12 protein-coding genes are annotated in these 12,077 nt (G+C 64.6%); 8 read left to right on the forward strand and 4 right to left on the reverse strand.

Going from position 1 to position 12,077, the window contains the following annotated elements:
- Positions 1-4: 4 nt before the first annotated feature.
- Positions 5-271 (reverse strand): hypothetical protein, encoded by a 267-nt coding sequence (locus H536_RS0116450; protein WP_040325511.1) that lies wholly within the window; start codon positions 269-271, stop codon positions 5-7.
- A 264-nt stretch (positions 272-535) separates the two neighbouring features.
- The gene (locus tag H536_RS0116460; protein ID WP_156421792.1) at positions 536-2,329 is read right to left on the reverse strand and encodes a hypothetical protein; all 1,794 of its coding nucleotides are present in this window, start codon (positions 2,327-2,329) and stop codon (positions 536-538) included.
- Between the two features lie 904 nt (positions 2,330-3,233).
- Here H536_RS0116460 and H536_RS0116465 point away from each other — a divergent pair.
- The 4 genes from H536_RS0116465 (at position 3,234) to H536_RS0116480 (ending at position 5,901) form a co-directional block, all read left to right on the forward strand.
- Positions 3,234-3,626 carry a hypothetical protein gene (locus tag H536_RS0116465; RefSeq protein ID WP_024351517.1) on the forward strand — a complete coding sequence of 131 codons (393 nt, stop codon included), beginning with the start codon at positions 3,234-3,236 and terminating at the stop codon, positions 3,624-3,626.
- A 592-nt stretch (positions 3,627-4,218) separates the two neighbouring features.
- Positions 4,219-4,791 carry a hypothetical protein gene (locus H536_RS0116470; RefSeq protein WP_040325510.1) on the forward strand — a complete coding sequence of 191 codons (573 nt, stop codon included), beginning with the start codon at positions 4,219-4,221 and terminating at the stop codon, positions 4,789-4,791.
- Positions 4,792-4,805: 14 nt separating this feature from the next.
- Positions 4,806-5,045, forward strand: a complete 240-nt coding sequence (locus H536_RS0116475; protein ID WP_148233772.1) for a hypothetical protein — start codon at positions 4,806-4,808, stop codon at positions 5,043-5,045.
- A gap of 367 nt (positions 5,046-5,412) precedes the next feature.
- The gene (locus H536_RS0116480) at positions 5,413-5,901 is read left to right on the forward strand and encodes a hypothetical protein (RefSeq protein ID WP_009209204.1); all 489 of its coding nucleotides are present in this window, start codon (positions 5,413-5,415) and stop codon (positions 5,899-5,901) included.
- A 346-nt stretch (positions 5,902-6,247) separates the two neighbouring features.
- On the opposite strand, the gene H536_RS25505 is transcribed toward H536_RS0116480, so the two are convergent.
- Both H536_RS25505 and H536_RS0116485 read right to left on the reverse strand, forming a co-directional pair.
- A complete protein-coding gene (locus H536_RS25505) occupies positions 6,248-6,409 on the reverse strand; it encodes a DUF433 domain-containing protein (protein ID WP_081451353.1) in 162 nt (53 codons plus the stop codon).
- Between the two features lie 251 nt (positions 6,410-6,660).
- Positions 6,661-6,843, reverse strand: a complete 183-nt coding sequence (locus H536_RS0116485; RefSeq protein WP_024351519.1) for a hypothetical protein — start codon at positions 6,841-6,843, stop codon at positions 6,661-6,663.
- Between the two features lie 354 nt (positions 6,844-7,197).
- Here H536_RS0116485 and H536_RS0116495 point away from each other — a divergent pair, with 354 nt between their 5' ends.
- From H536_RS0116495 to H536_RS0116515, 4 genes are all read left to right on the forward strand, one after another.
- Positions 7,198-7,947, forward strand: coding sequence for a hypothetical protein (locus H536_RS0116495; RefSeq protein WP_024351520.1), 750 nt, complete (start codon positions 7,198-7,200; stop codon positions 7,945-7,947).
- A gap of 540 nt (positions 7,948-8,487) precedes the next feature.
- Positions 8,488-9,276, forward strand: a complete 789-nt coding sequence (locus H536_RS0116505) for a PASTA domain-containing protein (RefSeq protein WP_024351522.1) — start codon at positions 8,488-8,490, stop codon at positions 9,274-9,276.
- A 14-nt stretch (positions 9,277-9,290) separates the two neighbouring features.
- Positions 9,291-10,136, forward strand: coding sequence for a hypothetical protein (locus tag H536_RS0116510; RefSeq protein WP_155898522.1), 846 nt, complete (start codon positions 9,291-9,293; stop codon positions 10,134-10,136).
- Positions 10,133-12,049: a hypothetical protein gene (locus tag H536_RS0116515; RefSeq protein ID WP_155898523.1), complete on the forward strand. Its 1,917-nt coding sequence runs from the start codon at positions 10,133-10,135 to the stop codon at positions 12,047-12,049. The genes H536_RS0116510 and H536_RS0116515 overlap by 4 nt, the downstream gene beginning before the upstream one ends.
- Positions 12,050-12,077: the final 28 nt, after the last annotated feature.

The following is a 12,077-nucleotide window of genomic DNA, read 5'->3' on the forward strand; positions in this document are numbered from 1 at the left end:
CGGCTCATCGTCCGGCCTCCGGAGCAAGCGGCAGCGGCCACGGTTCCCGGAGGCGGACGTAGCTGCCGTCGAGTCGCCGCGCCCACGTGCCGTCTGCGGCGTATGCCTGGATCTCGATCGACAGGACGTGGCCGAAATCGTCGACGCCCATGATGCAGGGGCAACCGCCCATCCGAGCGACGGACCACCGGCGCAGCACCGGGCAGTCGTCCGTCAGACGCGGCCCCGGGGCGGCATCCTGGGCATAGTAAAGCGCGGTGCGGTCGGCCAACGCTCGGATGTCGAGCCGCCGGCGCTGGGGGAATGGAATCGGTCGGGAATCGTAGGAATCTTCGTGAGACGGCATGCGGTTCTCCTCTGATACGGCCGTCGCTTGATTGCGGCGGCGGGCCTGACGGGTGTCAGCTACGTATCGAGAAGGTCGTGTTCCGCATGGTGGTCGCTCCGGTTGTGTTGCCACAGGTAGCCGGCCGGCGGCGCGGCGTCGAGGACCCTGCCGGACGCGGACGCCGGCAGGGTTAACGGGGAGCGATCGTCAATCGTCATCGCTCGGCTTTTTGGTCGTCCCGCCTACGACCTCCCATGGCTTGCTTCCGGGAAGAAAGGCGGGGCGGCGCGGTCCCGTGACTACCGGCGCTTCCACCGTCGGATCGTGGATCGGTCGGTAGCCACTGATGATGTCCGGTCGCGAGAGCACCGACTCAAGGTCGTCGACCGATGCCGGGTAGCGTCCGATGACCTCCGTGACGATGTCGTCGCGTACTAGGTGGCTGAGACGAAGTTCGATCAGTCGGTTGCCCCGCCAGGTCCGGCGCGTGAAGTCGTCAGCCATTCGTCTCGCGTCGTTGATACCGTCGTAGGCGACGTCCAGTTCCACTACTGTCGCATCGGCGAAACGCTTCAAGCGCTCTGCCTTGCCGGCCTCGACCTTCGCCACCGCTTTTGCAAACCGCTGCTCACGCGTCGGCTTGGGCAGCCGCGCCGCCCGTTGCTTGCGGTCGCCGTGCTTGTAGTCCCTGAGGCGGATACGTCGGGCCTTCTCGCCGGCGGCCTCGTACTTGAACCTTCTGTCGAGCTCTGACGAATGGTCAACCTCGGCGAGCAGGTCTGGATCCTTGAGCTCTTCCGTGAACCAAGCGAATGCCGCCCGGTCCGGGCCGTGCGCCCGGATCGCGCGGAGGAGGACTGCGCCTCGATATTCTTTCCGGGCGGCGTCCCGATCCGTCGGCCCGCCCCCGTACGCCTCGTGAAGAGAGCCGAACCAAGCGCCGGAGATGTAATTTGGCGCTATACGCCGGCCGTGCTGCCGCGCGAGTTCCGAGGCTTTGTCCCACACATGCGAATTGACTCGAAGATCCGGCACGTCCGGCGCGCCGGTGAAGGGTTTGGCCGACTTGTGGATGCCCCCCAGCTTGGCCGTCTCGACCTGCGGGGGCAGCATCGCGATTTGGAGGACGAACGCCGAGATCGGAGCCCCCTTCGCAGCTCGGCGGCGCGGCGCGGCGTACTCGACGCGGAAGCGCCGGACCTCCTTAAGATCCGAAACGGCGCGCTTCAGTGCCGTCGTCAGTCGCCCCACCTGCATCGGCGCCTCGTCGTAGCCGATGGCGGCAGCCGCTTCCTCCGGGCTGTAGTGAAGGACCGTATCTGGCTCCATCGGATCCCAGCGCGTCCGGCTCATTCGAAGCGCCAGGTGGCGGTAGAGATGAATGCCGTAGCGCGACGACATCGTCGCGAGTGCGGCCAACTCGAGATACGCGTAAGACGGCTGGCTTGCGAGCAGCCACCACACCCGCGACGGAAGCGAGAACCGGACGACGTCGGCTTCGGCGCCCGACTCGTGCCAGCCGACCAAGAGAGGGACATCGGTCACCGTGCGCCCCCCGGGGATGCTGTATGACACCGAAGTCCGGTTCAGCGCGGCAACCGATTTCAAGACGTGGGCACGCCGGGCGGAAGTACCGAGGAACGCAAGGACGCCTTTCATCGGAACCTCGAGCTCCTGCCCGACGACCTCGCGCTCGGTCCCCTGCTCCGATGCGACGTACGCGGCTTCGTACGCGGCGGCGACAAGGTACTCGTGGATTGCCAAGTCTCGAGCGGAGAGCATCCCGTCGCCTTTGACGGTGACGGTGTCGAGCATCTCCGCCGGCCGGGGCGACTGGGGGGCGATCGAGCGGAAGATTTCGACGCTGGCCGATGCCTTTGCGACGCTCCCCCGTGGAGCCGGGTTATAGAGCCCGCTCTCCCGCCCTTCGATCTCCCCGCCCTCGGATACCACCGCAGCCAGGGCGGCGTTCTCGAGCCGCGCGTACGACGTCGTGGGCACCCGCCTCCGCCTCAATCTCTGTACCGCCATCGTCCCTCTCCCATTTCGTCGCCTCGTGCAGACGTCCTGTGATCAAATGCTGAGCTCTGTCCGAGCGTGGAGCAAGCGATGGCTGTTAGATGTGCGACCAAATGAGCCGCTCGCCGTTAGATGCGCGATCAAATGCCTTCGATCTGGCGAGCGACGAAGAGGCCCGGTCAACCGTTTGGGTTTGCGATACTAAGTAGAAGTCAACTAAGGGCTCCGCCGGCGGATGGCTCCGTGCCTTCGGCTGGCGGTACGCCGCTCGCTCGCGCCATCGGTCGCGCAACTCGTTAGATATGCGACCGAATGGAACATCTTCCGTTAGATCTGCGATCAAATGGTCCGCAAAAACGTAGGCATTTCGAGAAAAATCCACCACCGCCTTGGCCTGATACTAAGTAGAATCCAACGACCCTCTCGCACCTTGGGATTCCGCCCCTGCTAGGAGTCTTCCTGCTCGCGCTGTTGGGATCCTCCGCGCGAGCCAGCCGACAACAAGCTCCGCGAGGGTCTCTCGAAAGCCGTTCCGCTTCGCGGGGTATTGGCCAGGGCATGGAGAGAGATAAGCGTCGCGCCCAACCGACGAGCGTCGAGCGATCGCTACGCGATGGGTCTCCCCCGACGCCCGTCGTCAACCTTCTCGCGAGAGCAGCCGACCGATCTCGCGAGAAGGTCTCCGTGCGCTCCGCGCGACAAGAAGCCTGTCGCCCCGGGGCGAAGCGGGATCCCCGCTCGCGCGCGGGCCGACGCTATCGCGAGGGGTCTCCCCCGGGTGGGAAGCCTGCAATAAGCGCCGACGATTTCGTGTTTTACATGTCAAACATCGCTTGCGAGATTTCCGCCGGCGGAGCACCCTTGGACTGAGCAGGGGGACACCGAGATGACGACGACGGACAAGCAGACCGAAGCCATCGCGGCGCTGTACACCGCGATGGCGACGCAGGGCGGCAAACGCACCGTACGAGAGCTGGCGGCTGAAGACCGCGCCACGTACAACCGCGATGCCCAGCGCAGGCACCGCGAGAAGAAGCGGGCCTCGGCCGAAGCCGGCCGACCGGAGGCGACGGACGAAGCGATCAGGATCGCCCTCTCCGATGCCGCGATTCTCCTGCTCGCCGTGGGCGGTCCCGGCGCCAACGCGATCGAGCGAGCCGTTCATACGGCTTTCCCGGGACGACCGGGCGTCGCGTCGTCGACGCGCATGCGAGCGCGAGCTGGGACGCTGCGGCCGCGCATGTTGACCCCCGAACGTCTCTCTATGCCTAAACCCTGATCCACACGTCGCCGTCGTCTCTTGCAGGCCCATCCGACAAGCTCATGCCTCACGCGGTGAGCGGGATGACAGGGCTATGGTGACGAGACATGCGGAAGAGCAGCGGAGGTACAGGGCACGGCTGCGTGAACGTGCGAAGGCCGGGGCAACCGGTTCCCGCGGCGCGCCCGAAACGCGGATTGTCGTTCAAGGACTGGCCGTCGCCGTGCGGCGTCTGGCTGAGGCTGTGCGCAAGGCTCCAGACGGCCCGGAAGCCCTTGTCTACGAGCGGCTAATGCGAACGGCTCACAGGCATCTCACCCGGCAAGGATTCGATGCTGCCGAGTCCTACACGAGGCTATCTCATTACACGCTGCCGGACGACGCCAAGGCACGCCGTCGACGGGCCGACGCGGAGCGCCGTTTCTGGGCATCCGGAGACCGTGCGGATTGACGTTCGCGCCCATTACTCCCGTCATGCGGTGAGCACCGCCGGCAGATCACGCGGTGTCGGCATTTTGCACCGCCAGCGGGCCTCCCATGACCACACATGGAATGTGCCGATGTGACGGCGCGCTTGCGGAATCAGACGCCCGGCTGGAGGAGTCTCACCATGACTGAGACCCCTCCAGCCGAAGACGACCTGACGCTCCTGCAGCGCCACTGGCCGCACGGCCACGGCGCGGATCCCGACGCCGTATCGGCGGTTGCCGAGGCGATCTACGACGGACGGAGGGACTGGGAGATCGAATTCGCGGGGGACCGCGCCGCCATTCGGCAGGACGGCAAGGGCGGCCTCGAGTCGCAGGGTCGCATCGACAGGATGCTGATGAAGCGCTGGAGGAACGGCGAACGGCGGATCCCGGAGTGGATGGCCGCCGGGCTGCTGCGCCCGCCCGGGATCGTCCGTACCCGACGCCAGCAAGACATCGAGCGTTGGCTGGCAGAGCTTAGCGCGCAAGATCGCGAGGCGCGGGACTTCATCGCCGCCGAGGAGGCTCGGCTGCACGGGCGGGTCGCCGCGCAGGTCGCGCGGTACGTTCCTTCGGTCGTCCGAGACCCGGTCAAGCGACCGAATACTCGCAGTCGAAGGTGGCGCTGCGCTCCTACGTTACCGAGGGCGACGAGGACAGCGATCTGTTTCCAAAGGCGTGGATCCCGGACGCATTCGTTTTCTAGGTCCTGAAGGAGAATGCACTCGTGGCCCGAGTTTCCGTCCGTGGGTTGATCGGCAAATTCCAAGCCGAACGAACGGAATTCGTGGCCACGAAGCGCGGGTTGTTGGCAGCCATCAGCATAGCTGATCGTATCGCCGACGAACCCGGCGAACGGGAAATACGGCTGGTCGAGATACCCCGGTTCAACGCGCTCTTTTTCTGGATCACGGGCCCGAAGCCACGCTTCGTCGACCGGGTCAGGGGTGACGAGTTCACGGAATAGACCATCGTCGAGGAGTTGGTCCGTCGACGACGCATCGCTTTGGGCATCGAACCCAGCCCGGATGATACGCCTCGCTTCGGACGGTGATCCACCGCGCTAGGCCAGGGCATCGGTCAGAGGCAGAAGTGCACCATCGAGCGATCCGACATCGCACAGCGGGTGTAGGCGAAACGCCGCATGTTCGGACCTCGAAGCATCGCATCGGAGGCAGCCGCATAACGACGTCCAACTCAACCCGCCGCCTAGTGCCTGTCCTTCGCAAGGAGGTGACCTGGTCCGACCGCATCATCCGCCCGTGACATCCGAGATCACGGACGAGACGACCGCCACCACCTGACTAGATGCCCTCTCGACAGAAGGAGGACCCATGACAGTCAGGAGCGGCCTATCAGAAGCCCAGCGACTCGACCTGATCTGCGACGCGATCCGGTACTGCCAGCGCGTCCGCGACAAGGGGATGCCGAATTCGGCCTGGACGAAGGCGCTGCGCGACCCCATACACTTCCTGTGGGAGAAGCGCGGGGGAAACAAGCTCGAGGCCGCCCGCTACCGGTCGCTCGCCTCTGCGGGCATCCCCCGGGGCGGCGGCAGGATCCGCTACGACCACGCCGTGCCGTTCAGGGCCTTGCAGGCGCAGCTCATGGAGATGGCCGACCCCTCCACGGACGCGGTAAAGGAGGTCCTCGTCCGCGACCTGACGGTCTGCATCATCACCTCCGAGGAAGAGGCACTTCTCAATGCGGCCCGCCTCGGCAGCCGCATGCCTCCGAACTGGGACGGTCGAGACCCGCTGGCGCGGTACCATACCGTCGGGATCGAGGTCGAGCCGAATCCTGCCTACGTCGGCGGAGCGTAGTTCTCATGCTTGTCGGATCAGCGATTGCAAGAATCGAGGGCGTCAACACCAAAGATTCCCCGAGTTTGGCGATGACTGCGCCAGCCCCCTCGTCGATGAGCACCCTCCCGGCATCGCGCCCGTCGGCGAGCGTCACGATGACCAGCCGCTGACCGTACGGGTCCGTGCGGCTGCCGGACATCGAGTAGCCACCCGACATCAAAGTCTGGAGCCGCCGCGTCGCCGTCGGAACGGTGGCGGGCCCATCTAGGCGCCCCACGTACACAATAGCCCCCAATTCGCGGAAGTGGGTGTAATTGTGTACGTGGAGGTCTATCAGTCTGCTTTCTCGTCGCTGTACGAGAGGTCATCCAGGGCATCTGGACCGCTCTCGGACGCGTGAGCCTAACCCCTCGGTCCACGCCCGGACGGCACGGACACCCTCAGCAGGCAGAGTCGGGTAGTCCTCGAAGATCTCAACGTCCGACCGCCCAGCTTGCAGGTATGCTAGGATGGTCCGCGCGGGCACCTAGGTGCCAGACACGCACGGCTCCCCGGAAATGATACTCGGGTCCTCCAACACGCGCGCCGCCCGCTTGGCATTCGCCGCAGCCCGGTTGTCGGGCCAGAGCCTCTTGAAAGTCTCCACCTGCTCGTCAATCGGTTTCGGCCGCCTCGCCTAGCATCTTGCGCCCGACGAGTCTCCGCTATCCCGAGACTCATCCCGCACGGGCCCTCCATGCCAACCCCCCCCTCCATCGGCTTCGGCCTCTCCATCGATCACGCCGCCTTCGCCCGCGACATGAACGCCATCGGCCGGAAGGCCATCCCCCGCGCTGCCGCCGCGGTCATGAACCGGGCGGCCCGCGAGGCCGTGGTCGCGTTGAAGGAAAACGCCGTCGACGTCTTCGACAGGCCGAAGCCGATGACGCTCCAGGCCTTCACCTTACGGCCGGCGCGCATCAAACACGGCGCATCCGCCACGGCGACTGTGAGCATCAAAGCTGCCGGCGGCGTCGTACCTCGTCCGCCAGATCAAGGGCGGCGTTCGCAAGACTGGCGAGGACGGCGGGTCCGGTCCGCGCGACCTCTTCACGTAGGCGATCAAGCCGGACCGCTATTGCGGCGTGCCGCGCGGAGCGTCGAGGAAGCGGTTCCGGTTCGAGAAGACCGTCCAGAAGGCGAACCGGAAGTTCGCGACCCAACGCGAGTTCGGGTACCAGCTCGACCGTAAGATGGCCCGTGCACTTGGGACGCGCGGCGCCAGGAGCTGACGACGGCTTGCGCGGACGGGCGCCCGGTGTAAGGAGTCTCGTCATGACCGAGCCTCCTTACACGCCGCCTCGCCCCAAACCCGCCCGGCGAACCACCAGTCCCGTCGCCCGCGAGACCCTCGGCGTCCTCGACGAGGCGACGGAACGCGTCCTGCGGGCGACGTGGCCGGACAAGTCCATCGAAGCCGGGGACTTCGTCCGGATCGGTCTCGAGATTTACGGAACCGAGGATCGATGGCGTCGCGAGATCGCGGCCGACCTCGTGCTCTTCCGGCCTGCGGGCAAGGGCAGCATGCCGTCCGCCGGCGCGCTGGACCGCAGCCTGATCCGGCGCTGGGCGTCGGGCGAGAAGCCCATCCCGCCTTGGGTCGGCCCTGCCCTTCTGAAGATCCCGTCCATCGCCATCGCCCGCATGCGCGCACACATCGATCACCTCCGGGCGCAGGTCGCCGAGTTCGACGCGGCACTTGTCGAGGAGGAGCGCCGGATGGACGGCGTCCTCCGCGGCTGGGTCGCGCGGTATGCCGAGCCGCCGCGCGTCGTCGCTCCGCCGCCGGGTCCGCGAACACGGAAACGGGACTGGCCGGCCGTCTCGACCGACGACGCCGAGGCCGCGCAGGACGCGGGCTCCTCGGCGTACGAGATTTTCGCGGGGCTGTCGGACGACGAGACGACGGGGCGGCCGGACCATCCGGAACTCGCGGAGGAATGGGACGCCGGGTGGCGGGAGGCCAACGCCGCGCACCGAGAGCGGCACGCGGCGGTGGTGGAGCGGGCGAAGGCGAAGGGCTGACGGCACTCGACAGACCGTGAGAGCGGTCGGAACCTAAGGCCGGATCACTTCCACTTGGCAGCGTCGATGGTGCAAAACGCGTTACCGACGCGTGCCGCCACGGCCTGCCTAGCGGCACCGCGCGCGGCCGCCGCCTAGAGAGTCCGAAGGAGCCCACGACATGATGCAGCCGGGCGCCAGGAGACATCTCAAGACCTTTGTTATGAATTGGGCGGAACGCGCGGCTCCCTCCCGGGGACGGAGTGTCACTGCCTTCGTGAGCCTTGTTGCTTCCAACGGACAGGCGATACCGCGAACCACTTGGCCATAATTACATCAGTAGTGCAGAGTAATGCGTGATAATACTGATTCTCGGAGTATCTTCCTGCGCATTTCCACCTTATCAAGCATTGGTATTTTGATGCCGCGGTTCTGTGTCATCGCGTCGGCGGAAACCCTGAGCTGCAACACCACAGCGAGCGCTTGCATTTGCGCGATAATCGACCATAGTCCCATAAGGTTTTGGGTATATTCGTGCTTCCGTTGCGTTGGAGCGCTCCAATGATTCGCATCGTGGCCATAATAATGCTTATGGTGATCATCCCGGTGCTCGCGAGAGCAGAGCCGGTTCCGTCGTTCCAGAACATGTATCTGGAGGAAGCGCAGGAGGCCGCCGGACACGTCGGGATCGAGCTTGAGATCGAGATAGTCGAGTCCTCGGATCGCAAGGGAATCGTGATTAAACAGATCCCCGGCCCGGGCTCGGAGCTAGGAAGCGACCGCGCCGTTTGGCTGAGGGTCTCGAACGGGATCACCTTGCCCGACTTGAAGGGCCGTCCGCAGGAGGAGGCGCTTGCCGCCTTGCGCGACCTGGGAGTAGCGGTCGACGTCACCGAAAGCAGGCACGACGGCGGCGTCCGCGGGACCGTTTGGTCGCAGGTCCCAGTAGGCGGAACAGCCATAGACGTGACGACCCAAGCGGTCTTCCTCGACGTGGTCGGTGGTCGATATGTAGCTGTCCCAGGCGTGACGGGAACGCTCCTAAGCGATGGTATGAATGCGATCCGTTCAGGGGAACTTACTCCCATGGAGATGCCTACCGATCCAAGCGGTTTCGTGAGCCGGTCGGTACAAGAGAATCGTCGTGATTGTTCGGGATTCGACGTTCGGACCGCCACCGTGATCGGGACGAAGCCGCCGGCTGGGAGCGAGGTTTATCCAGGCACCAGTGTCCAGGTGGATTATGCCATAGGCCAGGGGTTCCGCTACGACAATCAGTGCGGGCCGGAGCCGCTTACTCCTCATGACAGGGGTGGCTGCGCGGGTGGGGCTAGGCACGAGGTTTGCTAGAAGCGAGGTGCAAAATGGAACGATATTGTCGCCTTGCCGTGCTGCTGACGTTCTTTTTGACGTGCACGACTCATGTGGCCGCCAAGCAGATCGAAGCGTCCGATGCGGCCAATCTCGCGGCCCGCGTCGGCCTCGGCACGGCGAAGCTCTGGATGGATCACAAGAGCATCTCGATCCCCCCATCGTCGCTTCCTGCCGCCGAGCGCAGCGAGAAAATCGAGCAGTCGCTCAGCCGCTACGAAGAGCTTCGCAACGGCTATTCCGGCGTTTCGACCGTTGCGACTGGAGTGAAATGGGGCACGGGCGGACTTATCGCAGGCGTGGCCCTCTACGGCGGTCCGCAGGCCGCGGTGACCGTGCCGCTTACCTTAATCGGTGCCGCCTCGGCAATTTCGCTCGACCTCACGAACCGCAAGGTTGAGGAAATCGGAAACAAGCGGGCAGGCATGCTTCTCAGCACGCTCCGGAACGAACTAGTGGCTGAGTCTGGCGCCGCCAGCTTAGAGGGTCTGCTCAACAATCCCGAGCTTCTACGGGAGACCGTCGAGAAGAGCGACCGCTTTCTTCGCGACGTTAAGGAGCGGGCCCAGGCCTCCAACGACGATGAGCTAGTCAAGACCGCTGCCGAGGCGCTGTCGCGGGCCGGGGCGGCCCACACCGTCGCGACGCTGGATGCGCTGGGCGTCGTCGCGGACGACGTAGATCGCCTAGATCGGAGTTTCGGGGAGTTCGCGTCCGAGGTCAGAAACAGCCAGAAGCGGGTGCAGGATACTCTGGTCGCACACGAGGGCGCTATCGTCTCCCTAAGCGGCGATGTTACCGAGTTGGCGTCCGAGTCCAGACTGTCAGGGAGGAGGTGACCAAGCTTGGCAGCAACCAAGGCCTGATGGCGGACTTCATGTTCTCCTCCATGCCGCCATCTGAGAAAGTCCGCGCTCTGAGGTCTGGGCTAATGGACTCCCGGATCGCCTGCCCTGCGGAGCAGACCAATTGCGACGCCCAGACGATTAAAACGGCACTGATTGAACAGTACGATGGCGAGGCACGAGTAGCGATGCGGGTGCAAGCCGCGGGACAGGTGCTCAGGGGCATCAGCGACGTCCAAGCGATCACCTCGAACCTAGGAATTCCAATCGGTGAGGACGGTCAGAAGGCGATTGATATCGCTTCGGGTGCGTTAAACGCCTACATGAGCTTTATGTCCGGCAATCCGTTGGGTGCGATCGCTTCCGTCACCGGCATGTTCGGCAAGAAGCCCGATCCGGATGCGGAGCGGTTCAAGGTGATGATGGGTTACCTCAAGGAACAGTTTGGGGCCGTCAATGCCAAACTGGATGACATTCTGAAGAACCAGAAGGTGCTCCTGGATGCCGTGTCGGAGGTGTCCCGCCAAGTCCAGGCCTCCTACGAGGCGCTGGACGCGCGCCTGAGCGAGATGCAGGTCGAGCAGCAGCGCATCTCAAACGCAGTGAAATCGTTGGTTTGGCGAGAGTGGGAAGCTTGCTACACGGTTTATGCCAAGGCGATCACCGGAGACAGCATCTCCGAAGACGACGGGTCATATGTCGACCGGGCGACCCTCAGGTTCCCCTCGTTCGACGCCGCCCGCCGCCTCCTCGATGCGCGGGCTGCCCCGGCGAGCGACTGCATCCAGACCGTGCTGCGCACGACGTCGGCCGGCACAGCCAGTAGGTGGTTCGGCCACTTCTTGGACGCTGATCGCGCCCTTAACCCCGAGCGTCTGCGCGACCCGAGCACCCTGTCGGCTGCGGAAAGGGATGAGGCGAATGCGTGGCAGGGGCTTCTCACGTCGTACCGCCAGAACGTGGTCGACCCAGCCTTTGCCGTAGCGGTCGACTTCGCCATCCGCCACGGAGCCTCTCCCTCGACACTTCTGTTCATGAACGCATCTCCCATCGAGGGGGTACAGGACCTAGCGACCGTGAGCGGCGAGATCGGCAAGGGGTTCCGGTACCAGTGCACCAGTCGCGATGGGCGGGAGGCCCTGATCCGGGGACTAGTTTGCCTCCCCGGGGAAAGCGAGGACGAGATCGCGCGGGACATCACTTCGATCGCTCTCAACACTGATATTTTGCTCGACATCACGGACTGGATGCTCGTCGTGAGCCAGTTGGCGGACCTCTACGCGGAGGACCCGGTTCGGTTCGCGCGCGACATGGACGAGGTCTACCGGCTGCCCTCCTATTCGCACGGCGAGGAGATCACCCGCGCATCGGTAGACATGCTGACTCTCGCAATCGCCTACTATGCGCGCATACATGGAGGCGTCACGGCGCTTGCGATGGCGGAGGACATTCGCGACGGTCGGCTTGACGACCGCCTTGTCCGCATAGCTGAGAACAGCCCCTATCTTGCCGAGAATGCGGCTCACGTCTATCTGAACATGCTCCGCGGGAATTGGCCTCCGATGCCCGACACGGCCGAGCCCAGCTTCGCCGATAAGTACGGCCAAGCCTACGTGTATGCACAAGTCTCGAACGAGGCGAACCGTTTCGAACCGCTTTACGCCCTTTTCGGTCGCGATCGGCCCTTGACGCTCACAGAGCAGGGTGCGGTCGGGATGCAGTTCTCGGTAGGTGAGCGAAACGCCGTTCTGCCGTTACCTACCCCAGTCCGTTTCGCGGAGGGCTCTTTCGTTTATCCTCCAAGGCGTGCCGCACTGTTCGCCCAGAGGGAGAGGATGATCGAGAGATACCTAGACTATCAGCTCGGTGAGGATACCGCGCTCGCGGCTGTCGTATTGCCTCAGTAGCAGTTTCCGACTGTCGGATTGAAGAAGC

It is taken from the genome of Aurantimonas coralicida DSM 14790 (assembly GCF_000421645.1).
GTDB classification, from domain to species: Bacteria; Pseudomonadota; Alphaproteobacteria; order Rhizobiales; family Rhizobiaceae; genus Aurantimonas; species Aurantimonas coralicida.

What these genes read in the sequence shown, in the direction of transcription:
- H536_RS0116465 (WP_024351517.1), top strand. Translation starts at nt 3,234, where the DNA reads ATGACGACGACGGACAAGCAGACCGAAGCCATCGCGGCGCTGTACACC.
- H536_RS0116470 (WP_040325510.1), top strand. Translation starts at nt 4,219, where the DNA reads ATGACTGAGACCCCTCCAGCCGAAGACGACCTGACGCTCCTGCAGCGC.
- H536_RS0116480 (WP_009209204.1), top strand. Translation starts at nt 5,413, where the DNA reads ATGACAGTCAGGAGCGGCCTATCAGAAGCCCAGCGACTCGACCTGATC.
- H536_RS0116485 (WP_024351519.1), bottom strand. Translation starts at nt 6,843, where the DNA reads ATGCGCGCCGGCCGTAAGGTGAAGGCCTGGAGCGTCATCGGCTTCGGC.
- H536_RS0116495 (WP_024351520.1), top strand. Translation starts at nt 7,198, where the DNA reads ATGACCGAGCCTCCTTACACGCCGCCTCGCCCCAAACCCGCCCGGCGA.
- H536_RS0116505 (WP_024351522.1), top strand. Translation starts at nt 8,488, where the DNA reads ATGATTCGCATCGTGGCCATAATAATGCTTATGGTGATCATCCCGGTG.
- H536_RS0116510 (WP_155898522.1), top strand. Translation starts at nt 9,291, where the DNA reads ATGGAACGATATTGTCGCCTTGCCGTGCTGCTGACGTTCTTTTTGACG.